The organism is Pseudoalteromonas sp. MTN2-4 (genome assembly GCF_042848605.1).
Taxonomy (GTDB): Bacteria; Pseudomonadota; Gammaproteobacteria; order Enterobacterales; family Alteromonadaceae; genus Pseudoalteromonas.
This window is the reverse complement of sequence record NZ_BTGK01000011.1, coordinates 131,383-156,412: the sequence shown is the minus strand read 5'-3', so window position 1 is coordinate 156,412 and position 25,030 is coordinate 131,383. Positions and strand designations below refer to the sequence as shown.

Below are 25,030 nucleotides of genomic sequence, written 5' to 3'. Positions count from 1 at the left end.
ATACTTTAACGCTGCTTTATTGCTCTATTTTGAGCAATAAATTCGATTTACAATCATCTTGGGATTTAATACCTATCAATGAAGAATGCTTTGAACTCTATTTTGTTCATTCATGCTTATCTACTTTATATTTGGGAACATTATTAAAGCGTCAAATTGGTATGAGTTTATATTAAGGATTTCTGACCACTAATTCAGTGGTTGAAGTTTGTAGACATGTCTATAGCAGTACTTTATTCCTTTTACGCAAGAGTAGTGCAAAAGTTTAATGACATAGTGCACAGAAACCACATTCCTTTTGCTCAAGGTGAAATGAACAAGTTTCACAACTACTTATACCTCTAAGTGTTCTAATCCATAAAAATAAAAAATCCGAGCCTAAGCTCGGGTTTTTTAATGCTTTGTGGCATTAACTAAAGTCGATATTACTCAACGATAGTTGCTACAACACCAGCACCTATCTAGTAAAGTGCGCTACCTTCATAAGCTGCACTAAATTTCAGGCATTAAAAAAGGCCATAAGGAGCAAAAGGTTACCGACTGCGAACGAAGTGAGGGCGGTCTTTTTGCGCAAGAGTGGTGCAAAAGTTTAATGACAAGCACGCAGTGCTTCATTCCTTTTGCGCAAGATGAAGCAAGCCAATTTAACAATAGCTGACCTACTATTGGATTTATAAGAGGCCTTGTTGAACCCAGCTTCATAGATGAATTACAACTTAGAACTAGCCTGAAGTAAGTTTCACAATTACTTAAACCTCTAAGTTTTATACCCCTATAAACAAAAAACCCGAGCCTAAGCTCGGGTTTTTTTAATGCTTTGTGGCATTAACTAAAGTCGATATTACTCAACGATAGTTGCTACAACACCAGCACCTACTGTACGGCCACCTTCACGGATCGCGAAACGTAGACCTTCGTCCATCGCGATTGGAACGATTAGCTCAACAGTCATCTTGATGTTGTCACCTGGCATTACCATTTCTACGCCTTCTGGTAACTCAACGTTACCTGTTACGTCAGTTGTACGGAAGTAGAACTGTGGACGGTAACCTTTGAAGAATGGAGTATGACGGCCACCTTCGTCTTTAGAAAGTACGTATACTTCTGAAGTGAACTTCGTGTGTGGGTTGATTGAACCAGGCTTACATAGAACCTGACCACGCTCAACTTCGTCACGCTTAGTACCACGTAGAAGTGCACCAATGTTCTCACCAGCACGACCTTCGTCTAGAAGCTTACGGAACATTTCAACACCCGTACAAGTTGTCTTCGTAGTTTCTTTGATACCTACGATTTCAACTTCGTCGTTCACGTTGATGATACCAGCTTCAACACGGCCAGTTACTACTGTACCACGACCCTGGATTGAGAATACGTCTTCGATAGGCATGATGAATGGCTTATCGATGTCACGCTCTGGCTCTGGGATGTAAGAATCTAGTGCTTCTGCAAGCTCAACGATCTTGTCTTCCCACTCTTTCTCGCCTTCTAGTGCTTTAAGCGCTGAACCCTGGATTAGAGGTAGGTCGTCACCTGGGAAGTCGTACTCTGAAAGAAGTTCACGAACTTCCATCTCTACTAGCTCTAGTAGCTCTTCGTCGTCAACCATGTCACATTTGTTCATGAATACAACGATGTAAGGTACACCAACCTGACGTGAAAGTAGGATGTGCTCACGAGTCTGAGGCATAGGGCCGTCAGTAGCAGCAACTACTAGGATCGCGCCGTCCATCTGTGCAGCACCAGTGATCATGTTTTTAACATAGTCAGCGTGTCCTGGACAGTCTACGTGTGCGTAGTGACGAGTTGGTGTGTCATACTCAACGTGTGAAGTTGAGATTGTGATACCACGCTCACGCTCTTCTGGAGCGTTATCGATTGATGCGAAGTCTTTTGCGTCACCACCGTATACTTTTGCAAGTACGTTAGTGATTGCTGCAGTTAGAGTTGTTTTACCGTGGTCAACGTGGCCGATTGTACCTACGTTTACGTGCGGTTTCGAACGTTCAAACTTTTCTTTTGCCATCTTAAAAATTTCCTATAAAAGAAATTAAAGTCCGATCCAGTATGAATCGGACCGAACTAAAATTATCTTACAGCGCGAGCTGCAATTATTGCCTCTGTAACGTTTTTGGCTGCTTCAGCATACTTGGAGAATTCCATAGAGTATGATGCGCGACCCTGCGTTGCAGAGCGAAGATCAGTTGCATAACCGAACATTTCAGAAAGTGGTACTTGAGCATTAACTTGCTTCAAGCCGCCAAACGCTTCTTCCATACCTTCGATCATACCACGACGACGGTTTAAGTCGCCTACTACATCACCCATGTTCTCTTCAGGGGTAATTACTTCAACTTTCATAACAGGTTCTAGGATAACTGGATCTGCATCCAGCGCACCATCACGGAAACCGATTGAACCTGCGATCTTAAAGGCCATTTCGTTAGAGTCAACATCGTGGAAAGAACCATCGAATAACGTTGCTTTAACACCAAGTAACGGATAGCCAGCCAAGACACCTTGGCGCATCTGCTCTTGAATACCTTTATCAACCGCTGGAATATATTCTTTCGGAACAGCGCCACCTACGATTTCGTTCACGAATTCGTAAGTAGGGGATTCGTCGTCCGTAATTTCCATTGGTTCAAGTTTAAGCCAAACATGACCGTATTGACCACGACCACCTGATTGACGTACAAATTTACCTTCAGCTTCGACTGAAGCACGAATTGTTTCACGGTATGCAACTTGAGGTTTACCCACGTTACACACAACACCAAATTCGCGTTTCATACGGTCAACAATGATATCAAGGTGAAGCTCACCCATACCAGAGATGATGGTTTGGCCAGACTCTTCGTCTGTTTCAACACGGAAAGATGGATCTTCTGCAGCTAGTTTACCTAGTGCAATACCCATTTTATCTTGGTCAGCTACAGTTTTCGGTTCAACTGCTACAGAAATTACCGGCTCAGGAAACTCCATGCGCTCTAAGGTAATTACTGAGTCACTCGAACAAAGCGTGTCACCCGTTGTCACATCTTTCAAACCGATTGCGGCTGCAATGTCACCCGCGCGAACTTCTTTAATTTCTTCGCGAGAGTTAGCATGCATTTGTACAATACGGCCTAAACGCTCTTTTTTCGATTTAACAGGGTTATAAACTGCATCACCCTGCTTCACTGTACCTGAATAAACTCTAAAGAAAGTCAATGTACCTACAAACGGGTCAGTTGCAATTTTAAATGCTAATGCAGAAAAAGGTGCATTGTCGTCTGCAGGTCGAGTTCCTTCGGTTTCGTCTTCGAGGATACCTTGGATCTCTTTTACTTCTGTAGGCGAAGGCATGTATTCAACAACCGAGTCAAGCACTGCTTGAACACCTTTGTTCTTGAATGCACTTCCGCAAGTCATTGGCACGATTTCATTGGCCAGTGTGCGTTGACGTAGCGCAGCTTTAATCTCAGCTTCGCTTAAGTCACCTTCTTCAAGATATTTGTCCATTAGCTCTTCAGACGCTTCAGCAGCAGATTCAAGCATTTCTGCTCGCCATTCTTCTGCTAGGTCTTGAAGGTCTGCTGGGATCTCTTCATAAGTGAAAGTCGTCCCCTGGTCCGATTCGTTCCAGTTGATTGCTTTCATTTTGATTAGATCGATAACACCTTTAAATTCGTCTTCAGCACCAATTGGTAACTGAATTGGCACAGGTGTAGCACCTAAACGGTTCTTCACCTGATCCACAACTGCTAGGAAGTCTGCGCCTGTACGGTCCATTTTATTTACGAAGATCATACGAGGAACTTCGTATTTATTGGCCTGACGCCAGACTGTTTCCGTTTGTGGTTGTACACCTGATGAAGCACATAAAACCACGACAGCACCATCAAGTACACGTAATGAACGCTCTACTTCGATAGTAAAATCTACGTGTCCTGGCGTATCGATGATGTTAATACGATGCTCATCAAACTGAGCATCCATCCCTTTCCAGAAACACGTTGTGGCAGCAGAAGTAATGGTAATACCACGCTCCTGCTCCTGCTCCATCCAGTCCATAGTTGCAGCACCATCATGAACTTCACCGATCTTATGAGAAAGACCCGTGTAGAACAGAACTCGTTCTGTTGTGGTGGTTTTGCCTGCATCTACGTGAGCACAAATACCGATGTTACGGTAACGCTCAATAGGAGTTGTACGTGCCATAATATCCTCTTAAAAGGTGTTAGCAGACTACCAACGGTAGTGAGCGAATGCTTTGTTCGCTTCAGCCATACGGTGAACGTCTTCACGTTTCTTAACCGCAGTGCCTTTGTTGTCAGCTGCATCAAGCATCTCTTGAGCTAGACGAAGGCCCATTGACTTTTCGCCACGCTTACGAGAAGCATCAACTAACCAACGCATACCTAATGCGTTACGACGTACTGGACGTACTTCAACTGGAACTTGGTATGTAGAACCACCAACACGGCGAGATTTAACCTCAACCGCTGGACGTACATTTTCAAGTGCAGCTTCAAAGATTTCTAGGTGCGACTTGCCTGATTTCTCAGCAGCCACGTCTAACGCACCGTAAACGATTTTTTCAGCAGTAGATTTCTTGCCGTCTAACATTACTACGTTAACGAATTTAGCAAGAAGTTCTGATCCGAACTTAGGATCTGGAAGAATTTTACGTTGACCTATAACGCGTCTTCTAGGCATTTTATTTCTCCGGTATCTTCAGGTTCGCTTTACTTCAGCGACTCCCAAAACAAAATATAAAAATTAAAAATTTAAGTGCTTGGCCTTACTAACGGAGAACCATTAGCCCTTAGGGCGTTTAGCACCGTACTTAGAACGACCTTGTTTACGGTCATTTACGCCTGCACAGTCAAGTGCACCACGAACAGTGTGGAAACGTACACCCGGTAAGTCTTTAACACGACCACCACGGATTAGGATAACACTGTGTTCTTGAAGGTTGTGACCTTCACCACCGATGTATGAAGTTACTTCGAAACCGTTAGTTAAACGTACACGCGCTACTTTACGTAATGCAGAGTTTGGTTTCTTAGGTGTTGTTGTATATACACGAGTACATACACCACGTTTCTGTGGACAAGCTTTAAGAGCAGCAGAGTTGCTCTTTGTAACCTTGCTACGACGTGGCTTACGCACTAGCTGGTTAATAGTTGCCATTAAATAGCTCCTGATTAATTACTACTGAAAAATGAAAAAATCTGCCCTATTTAAACATTCTTTTATTCGAACGAATAAATGGGTGGCGGAATTTTAATGAGCAAAGATTGAGCTGTCAACCAAAAAATAACGGGCAAGCCCGATTTCTCAGACTTGCCCGTATTATCTTTATCTATTTAGTGGGAAGAACTACTCTTCGCCACCTAATAGATCAGCGTTCAGTGCATCAGTTAGTGCTTGAGTTGCCTCTTCAGCGCTTACTGTTTGCTCTTCAACTGGAAGCTCAGCTTGCTTACGACGATTCATACGCTCTTGGTGATACGCGAAACCTGTACCGGCTGGGATCAGACGGCCTACGATTACGTTCTCTTTCAAGCCACGTAGCTCATCGCTCTTACCATTTACTGCTGCTTCCGTAAGAACACGTGTTGTTTCTTGGAATGATGCTGCAGAAATGAAAGATTCTGTTGCAAGAGACGCTTTAGTAATACCCATCAGCTGAATTTCATACTTAGCTGGGATCTTACCTTGCTTCTCTAAATCACGGTTTGCAATACTAACGCGTGCCACTTCAACTTGTTCACCTGCTAAGAACTCAGTATCACCACCGTCTAAGATGATGCACTTACGTAGCATTTGGCGAATGATCGTTTCGATGTGCTTATCGTTAATCTTTACACCCTGTAAGCGGTAAACTTCTTGTACTTCGTTAACGATGTAGTTAGATACATCAGTTACACCACGAAGACGAAGGATATCGTGCGGAGACTCTGGACCATCGGCGATAACTTCACCTTTAGAAACCATTTCACCTTCGAACACGTTAAGCTGACGCCATTTCGGGATCATCTCTTCGTATGCATCACCCTCTTCTGGAGTGATAACAAGACGTTTCTTGCCTTTTGTCTCTTTACCGAAACTCACAACACCTGTGATTTCTGCAAGGATTGCAGGATCTTTTGGCTTACGCGCTTCGAATAAGTCAGCAACTCGAGGTAGACCACCCGTGATGTCACGAGTCTTCGAACCTTCTTGTGGAATACGCGCTAGAACCTGACCAGGTGCCGCTGTTGCGCCATCTGTGATTTCAATCGTTGTGAATGAAGGTAGACGGATCTCTTGAAGACCACGTTCTTCGTTCTCAATGATTAGCTTAGGCTCTTTCGCATTAACCTTAGATAGGTCTTTAACAACAACACGTGTTAAACCTGTAAGGTCATCAGTCTGCGCTTCTGTGTTGCTATCATCAATGTCAGAGAATGACACTTTTGATTCATGCTCAAGAATGATTGGGTGACTGTGCGGATCCCATGTTGCAACGATATCGTTACCTTTAACTTCTGCACCATCTTGTACAGAAAGTACAGCACCGTAAGGTACCTTATAACGCTCTTTCTCACGACCGTGATCATCAATGATTGTGATCTCAGTTGAACGTGAAGTGATAACAATCTTACCGTCAGTGTTTAATACATATTTTGCATTATGTAACTTCAGGCTACCGTTATTCTTAACTTGTACGCTGTTTTCTGCTGACGCTCTTGATGCAGCACCACCGATGTGGAATGTACGCATCGTAAGCTGTGTACCCGGCTCACCGATTGACTGAGCGGCGATAACACCGACTGATTCACCTGCGTTGATGATATGACCACGAGCTAGGTCACGACCATAACACTTAGCACATACACCGTAGTCGTTATCACATGTGATAACTGAACGTACACGTACTTCGTCCACTGAGTGCTCTTCTAGAAGGTCACACAGTTTTTCGTCAAGCATGATGTTACGCTCAACAAGTACTTCTTCAGTACCTGGCTTTAAGATGTCTTCAGCAACAACACGACCTAATACACGCTCGCGAAGTGGCTCAACAACGTCACCACCTTCGATTAGCGGCTTCATTGTTAGACCGTCTAACGTGCCACAATCGTCGTTTGTGATAACTAAGTCTTGTGCAACGTCTACTAGACGACGAGTTAGGTAACCCGAGTTCGCTGTCTTAAGTGCCGTATCGGCTAGACCTTTACGCGCACCGTGCGTCGAGATGAAGTACTGTAGTACGTTTAGACCTTCACGGAAGTTAGCCGTGATTGGCGTTTCGATGATTGAACCATCTGGACGTGCCATTAGACCACGCATACCCGCTAACTGACGGATCTGAGCAGCACTACCACGTGCGCCTGAGTCGGCCATCATGAATACCGAGTTGAAAGAAGGTTGCTCTTCTTCTTCACCCTGCGCATTCACAACTGTATCTTTCGATAAGTTCGCCATCATTTCACGTGAAAGGTTTTCGTTAACACGTGACCAGATATCGATTACTTTGTTGTACTTTTCACCCGCAGTTACAAGACCTGATTGGAACTGTTGGTTAATTTCAGATACTTCCGCTTCAGCTGCTTCAATGATGCCCGCTTTCGTCGGTGGGATTACCATATCGTTAATACCGATAGATACACCTGACTTCATCGCGTAATGGAAACCTGTGTACATCACTTGGTCAGCAAACACGACTGTGTCTTTAAGACCTAGACGACGGTAACATTCATTTAGAAGTGCAGAAATCTGCTTCTTACCTAATGCACGGTTGATAAGCTCAAATGGTAAGCCTTCAGGTGTGCTTAGAGAAAGGATCGCACGACCAACAGTCGTATCTACTACAGAAGTCTGTTGTGAACGTTCACCAGTCTCTTCATCGATAACTGTTTCTGTAATACGAACTTTAACGCGAGCATGAAGTTCAGCAACACCTGTACGGTATGCTTTTTCAGCTTCTTTCGCATCTTTAAATACAATGCCTTCACCTTTGGCATTGATGCGATCACGCGTCATGTAGTAAAGACCTAATACAACGTCCTGTGAAGGAACGATAATAGGCTCACCGTTCGCTGGTGATAAAATATTGTTCGTTGACATCATTAGGGCACGTGCTTCTAGCTGTGCTTCTAATGTTAACGGTACGTGTACCGCCATTTGGTCACCATCGAAGTCAGCGTTATATGCCGCACACACTAGTGGGTGTAGGTGGATTGCTTTACCTTCGATTAGAACAGGTTCAAACGCTTGGATACCAAGACGGTGAAGTGTTGGTGCACGGTTAAGTAGAACCGGGTGCTCACGGATTACTTCGTCTAGTACGTCCCATACCTCTGGTACTTCACGCTCAACCATCTTCTTCGCAGCTTTGATGGTTGTCGCCATGCCACGGCGCTCTAGCTTACCGTAGATGAATGGCTTGAATAGCTCAAGTGCCATCTTCTTAGGAAGACCACACTGGTGAAGTTTAAGCGTAGGACCAACTGTGATTACAGAACGGCCTGAGTAGTCAACACGCTTACCTAGAAGGTTTTGACGGAAACGACCTTGCTTACCTTTGATCATGTCTGCAAGCGACTTAAGTGGACGCTTGTTAGAACCTGTGATCGCACGACCGCGACGACCATTATCAAGTAGCGCATCAACCGCTTCTTGTAACATACGCTTTTCGTTACGTACGATGATGTCTGGTGCAGCTAAGTCAAGTAGACGCTTAAGACGGTTGTTACGGTTAATAACACGACGGTAAAGGTCGTTCAGATCAGACGTTGCAAAACGACCGCCATCTAGTGGTACTAGAGGACGAAGATCTGGTGGAAGAACCGGAAGCACGCTCATGATCATCCACTCAGGGTTGTTACCTGACTGGTGGAAAGATTCCATAAGCTTAAGACGCTTAGTGATCTTCTTACGCTTAGTTTCAGAGTTGATTGTTGGTAACTCTTCACGCATTTCTGCGATAAGCTGACCTAGGTCTAGTTCTTTAAGTAGATCAAGTACAGCTTCTGCACCCATCTTAGCTTCGAACTCATCACCGTGCTCTTCAAGTGCATCTAGGTACTCTTCTTCGCCTAATAGCTGACCGCGCTCTAGCGTAGTCATACCTGGCTCAGTTACTACGAATGATTCGAAGTAAAGTACGCGCTCGATGTCACGAAGTGTCATATCTAGCATTAGGCCGATACGAGACGGTAATGACTTAAGGAACCAAATGTGTGCCACTGGGCTAGCAAGCTCAATGTGACCCATACGGTCACGACGTACTTTAGTTAAAGTAACTTCTACGCCACACTTTTCACAAATAACACCACGGTGCTTTAAGCGCTTATATTTACCACATAAACACTCATAATCTTTTACTGGGCCGAAAATACGGGCACAGAATAAGCCGTCACGCTCAGGCTTGAACGTACGATAGTTAATTGTCTCAGGCTTTTTAACTTCGCCGTAAGACCAAGAACGTACCATGTCTGGTGAAGCAAGACCGATGCGGATCGCATCAAATTCTTCGGTCTTATTTTGTTGCTTCAAAAACTTAAGTAAGTCTTTCACCTTAGCTCTCCTGTCGGAGTTAATCTCGAGGGCAAGCAATGCTTGCCCCTACATTCTTTCAGTCCGGGGAGCCGCAGCTTAGCTGCGGCTGTCGGATTAATTTTCTTCCAACTCGATGTTGATACCTAGTGAGCGGATTTCTTTCAACAATACGTTGAATGACTCTGGCATACCCGGTTCCATCTTGTGGTTACCGTCAACGATGTTCTTATACATCTTAGTACGACCATTTACGTCATCTGACTTAACCGTCAGCATCTCTTGAAGTGTATAGGCAGCACCGTATGCTTCTAATGCCCATACCTCCATCTCACCGAATCTCTGACCACCGAACTGTGCCTTACCACCCAGCGGCTGCTGAGTTACTAGGCTGTAAGAACCAGTAGAACGCGCGTGCATCTTGTCGTCTACTAAGTGGTTTAGTTTCAGCATGTACATGTAACCAACGGTTACTTGACGCTCAAACGCATCACCAGTACGACCATCATATAGCGTTACCTGACCGCTACGTGGGTAACCACCTAGCTCAAGAAGGTCTTTAATCTCTGACTCACGTGCACCATCGAATGCAGGAGTCGCGATTGGTAGACCACCTTTCAGGTTGTTCGCAAGACGACGGACTTCATCATCAGAGAAGCTAGCAATATCAACTTTCTGACGGCAATCACCTACAGCGTAAGCTTTTGCAATGAAATCGCGCATTTCGTGAATTTCACGCTGCTCTTTCATCATCTCTTCTAGCGTTTCACCGATACCACGTGCAGCCAGACCCATATGTGTTTCTAAGATCTGACCGATGTTCATACGAGATGGTACACCCAGCGGGTTAAGTACGATATCTACAGTACGACCTTTGTCATCGTATGGCATATCTTCTACTGGTACGATTGTCGAGATAACACCTTTGTTACCGTGACGACCAGCCATCTTATCACCTGGTTGGATACGACGTTTAACAGCTAGGTATACTTTAACAATCTTAAGTACGCCTGGTGCTAAGTCATCACCTTGAGTGATCTTGCGACGTTTGTTTTCAAACTTCTTATCGTACTCAGCTTTAAGCTCATCGTACTGTGCAGCAAGCTGCTCAAGATCAGCTTGTTGCTGTTCATCAGCTAGGCTTTGAGTTAGTAGCTTGTCAGTGCTTAATTCAGCTACTTTCTCTTCACTTAGACCCGCTTTTACAAGCAATGTACGTACGCGTGTTAAGATACCGCCTTCAAGGATTCTGAACTCTTCGTTGAAGTCTTTCTTCGCTTCACGAAGCTGCATTTCTTCAACTTCTAACGCACGCTTGTCTTTTTCAACGCCGTCGCGAGTGAATACTTGTACGTCGATCACTGTACCAGTTACAGAGTTTGGTACGCGTAGTGAGCTGTCTTTAACATCAGATGCTTTTTCACCGAAGATAGCACGTAGTAGCTTTTCTTCAGGAGTAAGTTGCGTTTCGCCTTTAGGTGTTACTTTACCTACAAGGATGTCGCCACCTTTTACTTCAGCACCGATGTAAACAACACCAGACTCATCCAGTTTACCAAGTGCAGACTCACCTACATTTGGAATATCAGCTGTGATCTCTTCAGGACCAAGCTTAGTATCACGTGCGATACACTGAAGTTCTTGGATGTGGATTGTTGTTAGACGATCTTCTTTTACAACGTTCTCAGATAGTAAGATTGAATCCTCGAAGTTGTAACCATTCCATGGCATGAATGCCACGCGAAGGTTTTGACCTAGTGCTAAGTCACCTAAGTCAGTCGAAGGACCATCTGCTAATACGTCACCACGTACAACCGGCTCACCAACCATACAAGTTGGTTTCTGGTTGATACACGTATTTTGGTTAGAACGTGTGTATTTAGTTAAGTTGTAAATGTCGATGCCCGCTTCACCTGGGATGCGCTCTTCTTCATTTACGTTAACTACGATACGGCTTGCGTCAGCATACTTAACAACACCGCCACGCTTAGCAACGATTGTTACACCAGAATCTTTTGCTAGTGTACGCTCGATACCTGTACCTACTAACGGCTTATCAGCGCGTAGTGTTGGTACTGCTTGACGTTGCATGTTCGATCCCATTAGTGCACGGTTAGCATCATCGTGTTCTAGGAATGGGATTAGTGCTGCTGCAACTGAGATAACCTGCTGAGGTGATACGTCCATATATTGGATGTCATCACGACCCATAAATGTCGATTCACCTTTGTGACGACATGGGATTAACTCATCAATAAATTCATTGCTGTCGTTCAGGTTCGTGTTCGCCTGAGCGATTACGAATTGACCTTCTTCGATAGCTGATAGGTAATCAACTTCGTCGCTTACTACACCATCAACAACTTTACGGTATGGTGTTTCTAAGAAACCATAGTCGTTAGTACGTGCGTATGTAGAAAGTGAGTTGATCAGACCGATGTTTGGACCTTCAGGCGTTTCGATAGGACAAACACGACCATAGTGTGTTACGTGTACGTCTCGAACTTCGAAGCCAGCACGTTCACGTGTAAGACCACCCGGACCTAATGCAGAAATACGACGCTTGTGCGTTACTTCTGAAAGCGGGTTGTTTTGGTCCATGAACTGTGACAGCTGTGAAGAGCCAAAGAATTCTTTAACTGCTGCTGAAATAGGTTTCGCGTTGATTAGGTCTTGAGGCATTACATTGTCAAGATCACCTAAGCTTAAACGCTCACGAACAGCACGTTCAACACGAACTAAACCAACACGGAATTGGTTTTCAGCCATTTCACCTACAGAACGGATACGACGGTTACCTAGGTGGTCGATATCGTCCACTTCGCCTTTACCGTTACGAATATCGATCAATACTTTCATTACTGATACGATATCTTCTTTGCTCAGTGTACCTGGGCCTGTATCTGAATCATAACCTACACGGCTATTGAACTTCATACGACCTACAGTTGATAGGTCATAACGCTCTTCAGTGAAGAATAAGTTTTCAAATAAAGCTTCTGCAGCTTCTTTCGTTGGTGGCTCACCAGGGCGCATCATACGGTAGATTTCTACAAGCGCTTCTAAGCGGTTTGTAGAAGAATCGATACGTAATGTATCTGAAATGTATGCACCACTGTCTACATCATTGATGTAAAGTGTGTCGATTTGCGCGTGACCTGCTTTAACAAGCTCAGCCATCAGCTCTAGTGAAAGTTCAGCATTCGCTTCTGCGATGATTTCACCAGTAGACTCATCGATGTAGTTCTTCGCTACTACACGACCAATGATGTACTCATGTGGTACTTCAAGTTGTGTAATTTCTTTCTTTTCAAGAGTCTTGATATGACGAGCAGTAACACGACGACCAGCTTCAACGATCACATCACCGTCTTTGTCTTTAATATCAAATGCAGCTGTTTCACCACGAAGACGTGAAGGAACAAGCTCCATTAATACTTTACCGTTAGCAACTTCGAACGTTGTCGTTTCGAAGAACATTGCTAAGATCTCTTCAGATGTAAACTCTAAAGCACGTAGAATGATAGACGCCGGTAACTTACGACGACGGTCGATACGTACATATAGGTTATCTTTTACATCAAATTCAAAGTCTAACCATGAACCACGGTAAGGAATAACACGTGCATTATATAGTACTTTACCTGAAGAGTGTGACTTACCACGGTCGTTATCAAAGAATACACCTGGAGAACGGTGTAGCTGAGAAACGATAACACGCTCTGTACCATTGATTACAAAGGTACCGGTATCGGTCATGAGCGGGATTTCGCCCATGTAAACTTCTTGCTCTTTAATGTCTTTAACTGTGCCTGGTGCTTCTTTATCCATTAGCACAAGACGTAATTTCACGCGAAGTGGAGCAGAATAAGTCACGCCGCGAATTTGACATTCTTTTACATCGAATACTGGCTCGCCAATACGGTAACTTACGTATTGGAGCTCAGAATTACCCGAGTAGCTTTTAATAGGGAAAACAGAGCGGAATGCAGCTTCCAGTCCATAGTCGCCTACAGCGTCAGGATTCAAGAATTTTTTGAACGATTCTAACTGTGTAGACAGTAAGAAAGGTATATCCAAAACTTGTGGACGTTTACCAAAATCCTTACGGATACGTTTCTTTTCAGAATAAGAGTAAGCCATGGGGTTCCTCAGCTTGCTGATCTTTGACCCAACCTGTTCTTGTAAGAACAGCATTACTGGCATCTAAGCCATGATAACAACATCTCATTGTTGCACTAAATGCCACTGCTATTAGCAAAAACTTAAGTTATTGAAATAAAAGTGAAATTTAGAGTTTTTTGCATCTAGTAAATATGATCATACTAGAGCGCAAAAGGGCCGGTGATTAAATAATCACCAGCCCTTGCCTGATTGCTCAGGCAGCGAACCTAGCCGTAGCTAGATTACTTGATCTCAACTTCAGCACCAGCTTCTTCAAGATCTTTCTTAAGTGCTTCAGCTTCTTCTTTAGAAACAGCTTCTTTGATTGGCGCAGGAGCAGACTCAACAAGAGCTTTTGCTTCTTTAAGGCCAAGACCAGTTGCACCACGTACAGCTTTGATAGCAGCAACTTTGTTACCGCCAGCAGCAGCTAGGATTACGTCGAACTCAGTCTTTTCTTCAGCAGCTTCAGCAGGACCTGCAGCAACAACAGCAGCAGCTGCAGTTACGCCGAACTTTTCTTCCATTGCTTCAACTAGTTCAACAACTTCCATTACTGACATTTCAGCAATCGCGTCAAGGATTTGGTCTTTAGTTACAGACATTGTAAATTTCCTAATTAATTACGAACCCATGAGGTTCAAAAAAATTTTTAAATGAGAAAGTGAATAAAGGCTTAAAATTAAGCAGCTTCTTCTTCTTTCTTAACGCGAACTGCTTCAATTGTTTTACACAATTTGCCAGCAGACGCTTCTTTCATAGCGCTCATTAAGCGTGCAACAGCTTCGTCGTAAGTAGGTAGCTTAGCAAGCATATCTACGTCAACGATATTGCCTTCGAATGCAGCAGACTTAAGCTCGAATAGCTCATTCTTTTTCGCGAAATCTGAGAAGATACGCGCAGCAGCACCTGGGTGCTCTGAAGAGAAAGCGATTAGGCTTGGGCCTACTAGAGACTCGTTAAGACACTCATAATCAGTACCTTCAACAGCACGTTTAGCTAGGGTGTTACGAACAACCTTCATCCAAACGCCTGCTTCACGAGCTTCTTTACGAAGAGCAGTGATAGCATCAACTGTCACACCACGAGAATCTGCAACTACTGCAGATAGAGCACCTTTGGCAACTTCATTAACTTCAGCAACAATTGCTTTCTTGTCTTGAAGGTTTAAAGCCATGGGTGTTACTCCTGGTTAATTAAAAACCTAATGGTTTTCAGTTCTACTCTTACCTCAACAAAATTGCTGAGGTGCTTTTTACGGCGAGAGCCAGAAGATTAGGAAAATCTAGCTGGGATTCACACCGTCTACGTAGGAATTATTAAGGCTTTCACCACCTACGGTCTTGGACGGAAACGCAATTTATCGTTTGATTGTAGACCAACTGGTTAACAATACACGAAATTATGCGCTTCAACCCGAATTCTTTGCTTCGTTACAGAACACGTTCTCAACGAAATGGCGCGAAATTATAGTTCAAATTTTACGCCATGTAAATGCTAATTTCTAAATTACGCTACTTGCGTGTTTAGAGTAGCTTGGTCAACAGCAACACCTGCGCCCATAGTTGTTGAGATGCTTACTTTCTTCAAGTAAGTACCTTTCGCTTGAGAAGGCTTAGCCTTCTTAAGCGCAACAAGAAGTGCTTCAAGGTTTTGTTGTAGCTGTTCAGCAGTGAAGTCAACTTTACCGATAGTCGTGTGAACGATACCGTTCTTGTCGTTACGGTAACGAACCTGACCAGCTTTAGCATTTTTAACTGCTTCTGCAACGTTAGGTGTTACAGTACCAGTTTTAGGGTTAGGCATAAGGCCACGTGGACCAAGGATTTGACCTAGTTGACCAACAACGCGCATTGCATCTGGAGAAGCAACAACAACGTCAAAGTTCATTTCGCCTTTCTTAACTTGCTCAGCAAGCTCTTCCATACCTACTAAATCAGCACCCGCTTCTTTAGCAGCTTCAGCGTTTGCGCCAGCTGTGAATACAGCAACGCGAACCTCACGGCCAGTACCGTTTGGAAGTACAGTTGCACCACGAACGTTTTGGTCAGATTTACGTGCATCGATACCAAGGTTAACAGCAACGTCAACACTTTCAGTGAATTTAGCAGTAGCTAGTTCTTTAAGAAGAGCAACAGCTTCGTTGATTTCGTACTCTTTAGTTACGTCAACTTTTTCGCGGATTACGCGCATACGCTTAGTTAATTTAGCCATTCTCAATTACCCTTCTACATTCAAGCCCATTGCACGTGCAGAACCTGCAATCGTGCGTACAGCTGCATCCATATCAGCAGCAGTAAGATCAGGACGTTTAGTCTCAACGATCTCTTCTAGTTGAGCACGTGTTACTGTACCAACTTTTTCTGTGTTAGGACGGCCAGAACCAGACTTGATGCCAGCTGCTTTCTTAAGAAGGTAAGAAGCAGGTGGAGTTTTCATGTCGAAAGTGAATGAACGGTCGTTGTAAACAGAGATGATTACAGGAACCGGAGCGCCCTTCTCGATAGACTCTGTACGTGCGTTGAACGCTTTACAGAATTCCATGATGTTTACACCGTGTTGACCTAGTGCAGGACCTACTGGAGGACTAGGATTAGCCATACCAGCAGCAACTTGTAGCTTGATTAGAGCTTCAACTTTCTTTGCCATTTTAAATAACCTCGTTAGTTGGGTCTTTGCCTTGTGCGCGCGAGGACGCGTACTCAAGCGGCTTCCCAAATTAAAAAAATCTTTGCTTTTGCTATACCAGATAACAAAAGGCCGCTGATTATAGATTAACCAGCGGCCTTTTTCAATCTCTTAGAAAAGAAATTATTTGTCTTTTTCTACTTGACCAAATTCTAGGTCAACTGGTGTAGAACGACCAAAGATAAGAACAGACACTTTTAAGCGGCTCTTCTCATAATCAACCTCCTCAACTACACCACTGAAGTCTGCAAATGGACCATCGTTTACACGTACCACTTCACCCACTTCAAATAGTGTTGCAGGCTTAGGCGCTTCAGCATTTTCTTGAATACGGTTAAGAATACGATCAGCTTCTTTTTTGCTGATTGGTGCTGGACGATCCGACGTACCACCAATGAAGCCCATTACACGTGGCGTGCTGTTCACTAAGTGCCAGCTCGCATCGTTCATGTCCATTTCAACTAGAACATAACCTGGGAAGAACTTACGCTCAGATTTGCGCTTTTGACCAGCACGCATTTCAACTACTTCTTCAGTAGGGACTAGTACTTCACCAAAGCTATCTTCTAAGCCTTCGATCTTAATATGCTCAATAATTGTTTGAGCAACGCGCTTTTCGAAACCCGAAAACGCTTGAATTACGTACCAGCGTAATTTCTTTTCTTTGTTCTCATCCGACATGGGATCAGATCTCCAATCCAGTTAAAAAGCCAACAACACGGAATAAAATGCCGTCTAAACCCCAAAGGATTAACGCCATTACCACTGTTGCTAGCATTACGATAAAAGTTGTATGCGTTGTTTCTTGACGCGTTGGCCAAACAACCTTGCGTACTTCAATTCTAGACTCTTTTGCAAAAGCAATAAAAGTACGACCTTTTTCAGTAGTTGCCAGTAGACCTAAAGCGGCTGCTACTGCAACAACAACACCTACCGCACGCACTAACACAGATAGGTCAGCGTACATGTAATTACCTACCACTGCACCTAATAGCAATGCAATTGATACTAGCCACTTAACCGTATCCATCGAGTTTGACGGAGTTTCTACATTCGTGCTCATAAAAATTTTACCTTAAATACAGACACAACGACCCTGCATATGGCAGGGTAAATCCATTAATCTAAATCTACAAATAAGCGAGAGGTTCATTGAACGGCCACATTATTTTAGGTTTAGACTAGCTGTATGAATTGGCAGGGGCGGCAGGACTCGAACCCGCAACCATCGGTTTTGGAGACCGCTGTTCTACCAATTGGAACTACGCCCCTGCAAAGTGGATGCCCATTATACTGACGAACAAAGCGAAAACAAGAGTAAAAGATGCGCAAATTTTAATTTTGTCAAATCTTACGATAATCTCGCGCCAACAGTGGTTATAAATCAAACAAAAACATTTGTGTATTTTAACGGTTATGCCAGCTGTAACAAGCCACCATAATGAAAATCACATAATAACCAGATTTGTTCAAATGGATGGGTATCTGGAAAGCTTAATTGTGCCTGCACGTTTTTAAAATCATCGTAATGCCAAATTGGGCTGGCGTTACGGATCAACAACCATGTCCGCTCTGATTGATAACTTTTCTTGCCTTTTTGATTTAATAACCGTCCTAACGCCACTTTGAGCTGCTGTTCAGACGGTGCCTGCGACATCACTGCTAATTCTCGTTGCATCGATAACGATAGCGGTCTGCCAAGTACAGCCATAGCTTCGGTTTCACTGGCATACAAATGCGCCTCTTCAATGTCGAGTTTCTGATCACCTTGGTAACTGCTGACATCGGGTTTTCGTGGTTCATTATGCCAGATATGGCGCATAGGGTGCCATACGCCTTTTCGTAAAATCTTAAGAATAACTTGGCCGCTTGATGCTAAAGTTCTATTTTTTCTTGTTCACTGTATCTATGCATCTAAAATGCTATGGATATCTTTTAATAAGCCAGACGCACCGAATCTGAATTTCGCTGGCGTCAAACTACTGCATTCTAGTTTTTGTTCTGCCAATCTTAAGTAAGCACTTGCATCATTCACTGTTCTTACCCCGCCAGCAGCTTTAAAGCCCACTTCTCGGCCTGATGAATTAATTGTATCAAGCATAATTTCAGTTGCTTCTAACGTGGCATTAACAGGCACTTTTCCGGTGCTGGTTTTAATAAAGTCTGCACCCGCTTCTATCGCTAAGCTACTTGCTTTGCGAATAAGCTCAGGCGCTTTTAGCTCACCACTTTCTATGATTACCTTGAGACAAGCATCATATTCTGTGCATAACAGCTTGCTCTTATGAACATACAATTTGGTATTCTCTAGCTCGCCCTGTATCACTTCTTTATAGGGGATCACTAAATCAATTTCGTCAGCCCCATCTAACAAAGCTTGTTTTGTTTCAGTAAGCACCGAGTCTAATGACTGCTCACCATCATAAAAATTTGTCACTGTTGCAACTTTTACTGACTGCCAGTTTCTTCGTCTCAGTTCTTTTTTTACTAAACCAACAAATTGTGAATAAACGCAAATGGCAGCTGGCAGACCAATCTCAGGGCACACACTATCAAGCAATGCTAATATTGATTGCTCTGTGTCGTTTTCATTTAAAGATGTCAGGTCCATTAGGGACAGTGCTTGTGCTGCATCTTGTTGTATTGTCATGGTACTTTCCCGTTTATGTGTAAGTCATTCACCATAGTTAAGTGAATGTATTGCCTCAATCCTAGGGCATTTGTCCGCTAAAGACTCTGCTCAAAATCAAATTTATGTGTTTAGCATATCTCATAACCAAACATAATAAGCTAAATTAGACAGCTAAAACTTAGCTCAAGGGCTTGTAAATAAAGCCTTAAACCAAATTAAACCCCCTTCTATAACTTTTAGTTATATAGACTAGGTTTTAATTATTTTTTCCTGTTTCAAAGCCGCTATATTCTGCTGCTCTGTAATGTTCTGCACGATAAAAATAGCAGAATATGAGTATAACTAAGGGGCAAATGGTGCAGTACTTACCTATCTTTACCAAACTTGATAACAAACCGGTGCTGGTTGTCGGCGGCGGTGATGTTGCACTTCGTAAGGCGCGTGCGTTTTTAAAAGCACGTGCGGACGTAACTATTGTGGCCCCTGAATTCTGCCATGAGTTACTCGAAGCCGAGCAAGATGGCGAAGTTACGCTCATTAAAGACTACTTTAATGAGTCTCACCTAGTAGGCAAAATGCTTGTTATTGCCGCTACTGATGTTGAGTCTGTTAATAACACTGTATTTGAATTGGCAAACCAGCATAATATTTTCGTCAACGTGGTAGACGACCAGCCTAAGTGCTCGTTTATTTTCCCGTCTATTGTTGACCGTGATCCAATTACCATTGCAATTTCAAGCGCAGGCACTGCGCCGGTTTTAGCTCGACGTTTACGTGAGAAGCTAGAAACACTTATTCCACAGCACATTGGCCCATTAGCAACCTTAGTAGGCAGTTTCAGAGATAAGGTAAAGTCACGCTTTAAGCATTTTGCCGATCGCCGCCAATTTTGGGAAAGCGTGTTCGATTCAAGTGTGGTGAGTAAAGTGCAGGTAGGCGATACCGAAGCTGCGACCAAACAACTACACGACATGCTCGACGCTAAAGCTGAGCCAGAAGGCGAAGTATATGTGATTGGTGCAGGTCCCGGTGATCCTGAGCTACTAACACTTAAAGCGTTACAGCTTATGCAACAAGCCGATGTTGTGGTGTATGACTACCTCGTTTCTGATGAGATTATGGATTTAGTACGCCGTGATGCAGATTTAATTTGTGTCGGTAAACGTCTTAACTACCACAGTGTTAAGCAAGAAGACACCAATCAGATGTTGGTCGACCTTGCGAAACAAGGCAAAAAAGTCTGCCGAATCAAAGGTGGCGATCCGTTTATTTACGGTCGTGGTGGTGAAGAAGTACAAGTACTGAAAGCCCATGATGTACGTTATCAAATCGTACCGGGCATTACTGCCGCAGCCGGGTGTAGCGCTTATGCAGGTATTCCTTTGACACACAGAGATCATGCACAGGCAATCCAGTTTGTAACAGGTCACTGTAAAAAAGACGGTCAAGAATTAGATTGGCAAGGGCTTGCTAAGCCTAACCAAACGTTGGCAATTTACATGGGTGTGATCAAGTCACCGCATATTCAGGCTAAGTTACTAGAACATGGCCGTAGTGCTCGCACCCCAGTTGCAATCGTTGAAAATGGTACCCGTAAGAATCAACGCGTGGTTAGAACCGAATTAGGCCAATTGGCCGAACAAATTGAGGCACATGAGATTGTCTCACCAGCACTACTGATCATCGGAGAAGTAGCTGCTTTACATGAAGAGTTAGCTTGGTTTGGGCAAAGTGCACAGATCAGCAGTTTTGCTCAGCCACTGACCGATGTGGCGTAACGATTTTATTTTTAATTTTTAAGTAGGACGACGACAATGGCTTTAACACACCTTCAGCAATTAGAAGCTGAAAGTATAAAGATTATTCGCGAAGTCGCAGCCGAGTTTGAAAACCCAGTGATGCTTTACTCTATCGGTAAAGACTCATCTGTACTTTTACACTTAGCGCGTAAAGCATTCTTCCCAGCGAAAATTCCTTTCCCTCTACTACACGTAGACACAGATTGGAAATTCCGCGAGATGATCGAATTCCGTGACCGCTTAGCAAAAGAATATAACTTTGACTTAATCGTCCACAAAAACCCAGAAGGCATCGCCATGGGTGTGGGTCCGTTTACGCACGGTTCAGCAAAGCACACTGACGTGATGAAAACACAAGGCTTAAAACAAGCACTAGACAAATACGGCTTTGATGCTGCTTTTGGTGGTGCGCGTCGTGACGAAGAAAAATCGCGTGCGAAAGAGCGTGTGTACTCATTCCGTGATAAGCACCACCGTTGGGACCCTAAAAACCAACGTCCTGAGCTTTGGAACACCTACAACGGTCAAGTTAACCCAGGCGAATCAATCCGTGTATTCCCACTATCTAACTGGACTGAGCTAGACATTTGGCAATACATCTATCAAGAAAATATCGAAATCGTGCCATTGTACCTTTCTGAAAAGCGCCCTGTTGTTGAGCGCGACGGTACGTTAATCATGGTTGACGATGAGCGTATGCCATTAAACGAAGGCGAAGTGCCTGAGATGAAATCAGTGCGTTTCCGTACGTTAGGCTGTTACCCACTAACTGGTGCGGTTGAGTCAGAAGCAAACACTCTGACTGGCATCATCGAAGAAATGTTGCTTTCTACCTCTTCTGAGCGTGAAGGCCGAGTAATTGACCATGATTCATCAGGCTCGATGGAGAAGAAAAAACGTGAGGGGTATTTCTAATGTCTACGGCAAATGAAGTAAGAGAATTAGGTATCGACGCTTATCTAGCGCGCCAACAAGACAAAAGCCTTTTACGCATGATGACTTGTGGTAGCGTGGATGACGGTAAATCAACGCTTATCGGTCGTCTATTACACGACAGCCACCAAATTTATGAAGATCAGCTTGCTGCACTTCACAAAGACAACGAAAAAGTGGGTAACGCAGGTGAAGAGCTAGACTTAGCACTGCTTGTTGACGGTCTACAAGCTGAACGTGAGCAAGGTATTACCATTGATGTTGCGTACCGTTATTTCTCAACGGCGAAGCGTAAATTCATCATTGCTGACACACCAGGACACGAGCAATACACACGTAACATGGTAACAGGTGCATCTACGAGTGACTTAGCTATCATCTTAGTTGATGCGCGCTACGGTGTGCAAATTCAAACTAAGCGTCATAGCTTTATCTGTGATTCATTAGGTATCAAGCAGTTCGTTGTTGCCATCAACAAGATGGACATCGTGGACTTTGACGAAGCCGTATTTGAAAAAATCAAAGCTGACTATTTGAAGTTTGCTGAGCAGTTAAACGTATCTGACATCAAGTTTGTGCCTATGTCGGCGCTTAAAGGCGACAACGTCGTAACGCGTTCTGAGCACACACCTTATTACACAGATAAGCCATTGCTTGAGTTACTTGAAGATTCTCCAGCAGCACAAGCAAACACAGACTTTGAAGCACGCTTCCCTGTCCAGTATGTGGTGCGTCCTAACCTTGATTTCCGTGGCTTCCAAGGCACATTAACATCGGGCTCATTAACGGTTGGTCAAGCGGTTAAGGTATTACCATCTGGCAAGCAATCTAGCATCAAAGAGCTAGTGACCTTTGACGGTAACTTAGAGCAAGCGCAAACAGGCCAAGCATTCACAATTACATTAAACGATGAAGTTGATGTAAGCCGTGGTGATGTGATCGTACCTGCTGACTCAACAGCTGCTGTAACAAACCAAGTGCAAGCAAAACTTGTGTGGATGCACGAAGAGCCGTTAGTGCTAGGTAAGAGTTATAACTTCAAGTTAGGTAGCAAAAACACCGCTGCTATCGTGAAGAAAATTGACCATACCATTGATGTAAACACCTTAGAGCAAGGTCAAGCTGACAGCCTACAGTTAAACGAAATTGCGATTGTGACACTAGAGCTGACTGAAAGCATTGTGGCTGATGTATATCGCAACAACCACGAAACTGGCGCATTCATTCTGATCGACCGTCTATCAAACCTGACGATTGGTGCAGGCATGATTGAAGCATTACTTTCAGAACAAGCAACACAAAACTCAGAGTTTAGCGACTTTGAAGTTGAGTTTAATGCCCTAGTTCGCAAGCACTTCCCGCACTGGCAAGCGCTTGACATTACTAAGCTTAAATAAGCTGTTTATTACCTTATGAAATTCGTAATGCACGTAGGCGGCAAGCAAATGAGACCAATGAGCATAGTTATTCTATGTGATTTGGCGAATGCGCGAAGCCAACAACCGTGCATTGTGAAGGACAACGGGTAATTGCCTGTTATGTGGAATTTTAAATAATGTACGAACAGATCATATTAACAGGCATTATGCTGGCATTGGTGGGCTGCCTCTTTGGCACTCGCCTTAATCCAGCTTGGTTATTTGTCGGTGCCATTGGCACCAGCTATTTAACTGGTCTCATTGAGTTAGAAGAGATGTTAGCCAACTATGCTAACCCGTCTCTTATTACCCTTATTCTGTTGATCTTGGTGTCGATCGCCATCGAGAAAACAACCCTAGTGCAAGGTCTTGCACAATCGTTAGCAAAAGGCAGTCTTTCTAAATCAGTGATGAAGCTCGGCTTATCTACTGCGTTTTTATCGTCTTTTACTAATAATACCGCAGTGGTGGCGTCGTTAATTTCAGCGATAAAAGACAGCCCAACCCACTCGCCTTCCAAATTATTATTACCGCTGTCTTATACCGCCATTTTAGGGGGCACCTTAACCCTTATCGGCACCTCTACAAATTTAATCGTCAATGGTTTTGCCGTTGAAGCGGGCATGCAACCATTGGGCTTTTTTGATTTTACTTTAGTGGGCTTAGGCGCACTCAGTGTCGGCCTGATCACCATTATCGTGCTACTGAAGTATTTACCTGATCACGGTAAACAAGACCAAGAAGTGGTGCCTTTTTATCTTGAAGGCAAAGTCGAAGCTGGCTCTAAACTAATTGGCCGCACCGTAGAAGAAAACGGTCTGCGTGATTTAAAAGATTTATTCTTAGCTGAAATCATCCATGGTGACCGCCGTATTTGTGCCGTGACGCCTCAGCAAGTTATTCAACAAGGCGACATCTTATTGTTTGTTGGCGACATCAAATCAGTGCCTTTATTACAACGTTTTGATGGTTTGAAAATCGTCCATGACAAGCATGAAAAAGACGTCGAGCATTTAGTCGAAGTGGTGATCAGTCAGTCGTCTCGCTTTGTCGGTAAAACAGTCAAAGAAGTGCGTTTTCGTGAACAAGTACATGCAGCCGTTATTGCTATCCGCCGTGGTCATGACCGATTACAAGGTGGTTTAGGACAAGTGCGCTTACAGGCCGGTGATTCTCTTATTTTAGCCCCAGGTTCTGAGTTCTATCAGTTGCCTAACTTGAAGCGTGAGTTCGTTTATATTTCAGGCCTTGATTTACAAACTCATCTTAAGTCGAAAAAGTCTAATTTGGTATTAGCAAGTTTTGTGGCCGTTATCGGGTTAAGCATTTTTGATGTGGTACCACTGGTTAAAGGGTTACTGGTATTTTTAATCGCGCTATTTGCGATGGGCGCTATTAAGGTTAGTGAATTGAAGCGCCGTTTTCCCATCGAGCTACTTGCTATTGTTGGAAGCGCCATTGGCTTAGCTAAATTAATGATAGATACCGGACTGGCATCACAAATTTCAAATGCACTTTTTTATTTGCTCGGTGACTTCGGTCCATATGGCGCTTTTATCGCTATTTTTATGATGACCGTGATTTTCACGGAACTCATTACCAATAACGCAGCGGCAGCGCTTTCTTTCCCAGTGGCCTTTGCACTCGCCATTGGTTTTGATGTGAGCCCATTACCTTTTGTGATGGCAGTGGCATTTGGCGCATCGGCGAGTTTTATTTCACCATTTGGCTATCAAACCAACCTCATGGTGTACAGTGCAGGTAACTACCGTATTAAAGACTATGTTACGGTCGGCTTACCGCTTTCAATTATTTATTCAATCACGGTGTTGACCTTAATACCGCTGGTTTTCCCTTTTTAAATAGGT

17 protein-coding genes, 1 tRNA gene and 1 pseudogene are annotated in these 25,030 nt (G+C 43.7%); 4 read left to right on the top strand and 15 right to left on the bottom strand.

Features of this window, described 5'->3' with window-relative positions; translation table 11 throughout:
* Positions 1 to 841: 841 nt before the first annotated feature.
* The 15 genes and pseudogenes from tuf to deoC form a co-directional block, all read right to left on the bottom strand.
* Complete coding sequence (gene tuf, locus ACGHEH_RS19735) at positions 842 to 2,026, bottom strand: elongation factor Tu (protein ID WP_058028464.1); 1,185 nt, start codon at positions 2,024 to 2,026, stop codon at positions 842 to 844.
* A gap of 62 nt (positions 2,027 to 2,088) precedes the next feature.
* Positions 2,089 to 4,203 carry an elongation factor G gene (gene fusA, locus ACGHEH_RS19730; protein WP_138483561.1) on the bottom strand — a complete coding sequence of 705 codons (2,115 nt, stop codon included), beginning with the start codon at positions 4,201 to 4,203 and terminating at the stop codon, positions 2,089 to 2,091.
* A gap of 27 nt (positions 4,204 to 4,230) precedes the next feature.
* Positions 4,231 to 4,701, bottom strand: a complete 471-nt coding sequence (rpsG, locus tag ACGHEH_RS19725; protein ID WP_058028514.1) for a 30S ribosomal protein S7 — start codon at positions 4,699 to 4,701, stop codon at positions 4,231 to 4,233.
* Between the two features lie 102 nt (positions 4,702 to 4,803).
* Entirely contained in the window at positions 4,804 to 5,178 is a 375-nt protein-coding gene (gene rpsL / locus ACGHEH_RS19720; RefSeq protein WP_010387308.1) for a 30S ribosomal protein S12, read from the bottom strand.
* A 189-nt stretch (positions 5,179 to 5,367) separates the two neighbouring features.
* Complete coding sequence (gene rpoC / locus ACGHEH_RS19715) at positions 5,368 to 9,549, bottom strand: DNA-directed RNA polymerase subunit beta' (RefSeq protein ID WP_390448892.1); 4,182 nt, start codon at positions 9,547 to 9,549, stop codon at positions 5,368 to 5,370.
* Between the two features lie 96 nt (positions 9,550 to 9,645).
* Entirely contained in the window at positions 9,646 to 13,671 is a 4,026-nt protein-coding gene (rpoB, locus tag ACGHEH_RS19710) for a DNA-directed RNA polymerase subunit beta (protein ID WP_390448889.1), read from the bottom strand.
* 263 nt (positions 13,672 to 13,934) lie between these two features.
* Positions 13,935 to 14,297: a 50S ribosomal protein L7/L12 gene (rplL, locus tag ACGHEH_RS19705; RefSeq protein ID WP_058028511.1), complete on the bottom strand. Its 363-nt coding sequence runs from the start codon at positions 14,295 to 14,297 to the stop codon at positions 13,935 to 13,937.
* 77 nt (positions 14,298 to 14,374) lie between these two features.
* Complete coding sequence (gene rplJ / locus ACGHEH_RS19700; RefSeq protein ID WP_058028510.1) at positions 14,375 to 14,869, bottom strand: 50S ribosomal protein L10; 495 nt, start codon at positions 14,867 to 14,869, stop codon at positions 14,375 to 14,377.
* Between the two features lie 332 nt (positions 14,870 to 15,201).
* A complete protein-coding gene (rplA, locus tag ACGHEH_RS19695) occupies positions 15,202 to 15,906 on the bottom strand; it encodes a 50S ribosomal protein L1 (protein ID WP_058028509.1) in 705 nt (234 codons plus the stop codon).
* Between the two features lie 6 nt (positions 15,907 to 15,912).
* Positions 15,913 to 16,341 carry a 50S ribosomal protein L11 gene (rplK, locus tag ACGHEH_RS19690; RefSeq protein WP_010387320.1) on the bottom strand — a complete coding sequence of 143 codons (429 nt, stop codon included), beginning with the start codon at positions 16,339 to 16,341 and terminating at the stop codon, positions 15,913 to 15,915.
* Positions 16,342 to 16,503: 162 nt separating this feature from the next.
* Entirely contained in the window at positions 16,504 to 17,061 is a 558-nt protein-coding gene (gene nusG / locus ACGHEH_RS19685; protein WP_130256507.1) for a transcription termination/antitermination protein NusG, read from the bottom strand.
* Positions 17,062 to 17,065: 4 nt separating this feature from the next.
* Complete coding sequence (gene secE / locus ACGHEH_RS19680) at positions 17,066 to 17,443, bottom strand: preprotein translocase subunit SecE (RefSeq protein ID WP_390448884.1); 378 nt, start codon at positions 17,441 to 17,443, stop codon at positions 17,066 to 17,068.
* 132 nt (positions 17,444 to 17,575) lie between these two features.
* Positions 17,576 to 17,652, bottom strand: a tRNA-Trp gene (locus ACGHEH_RS19675).
* A 142-nt stretch (positions 17,653 to 17,794) separates the two neighbouring features.
* A pseudogene (locus ACGHEH_RS19670) lies at positions 17,795 to 18,294 on the bottom strand (hypothetical protein).
* Complete coding sequence (gene deoC, locus ACGHEH_RS19665; RefSeq protein WP_390448881.1) at positions 18,287 to 19,030, bottom strand: deoxyribose-phosphate aldolase; 744 nt, start codon at positions 19,028 to 19,030, stop codon at positions 18,287 to 18,289. The pseudogene ACGHEH_RS19670 and the gene deoC overlap by 8 nt, the downstream one beginning before the upstream one ends.
* A 338-nt stretch (positions 19,031 to 19,368) precedes the next feature.
* Here deoC and cysG point away from each other — a divergent pair, with 338 nt between their 5' ends.
* The 4 genes from cysG (at position 19,369) to ACGHEH_RS19645 (ending at position 25,024) form a co-directional block, all read left to right on the top strand.
* A complete protein-coding gene (gene cysG, locus ACGHEH_RS19660; protein WP_390448902.1) occupies positions 19,369 to 20,790 on the top strand; it encodes a siroheme synthase CysG in 1,422 nt (473 codons plus the stop codon).
* Between the two features lie 36 nt (positions 20,791 to 20,826).
* The gene (gene cysD, locus ACGHEH_RS19655) at positions 20,827 to 21,726 is read left to right on the top strand and encodes a sulfate adenylyltransferase subunit CysD (protein ID WP_058028504.1); all 900 of its coding nucleotides are present in this window, start codon (positions 20,827 to 20,829) and stop codon (positions 21,724 to 21,726) included.
* Positions 21,726 to 23,141 carry a sulfate adenylyltransferase subunit CysN gene (cysN, locus tag ACGHEH_RS19650; RefSeq protein WP_058028503.1) on the top strand — a complete coding sequence of 472 codons (1,416 nt, stop codon included), beginning with the start codon at positions 21,726 to 21,728 and terminating at the stop codon, positions 23,139 to 23,141. Before cysD ends, cysN begins: the two co-directional genes overlap by 1 nt.
* 158 nt (positions 23,142 to 23,299) lie before the next feature.
* Positions 23,300 to 25,024 (top strand): SLC13 family permease, encoded by a 1,725-nt coding sequence (locus ACGHEH_RS19645; RefSeq protein ID WP_390448877.1) that lies wholly within the window; start codon positions 23,300 to 23,302, stop codon positions 25,022 to 25,024.
* Positions 25,025 to 25,030: the final 6 nt, after the last annotated feature.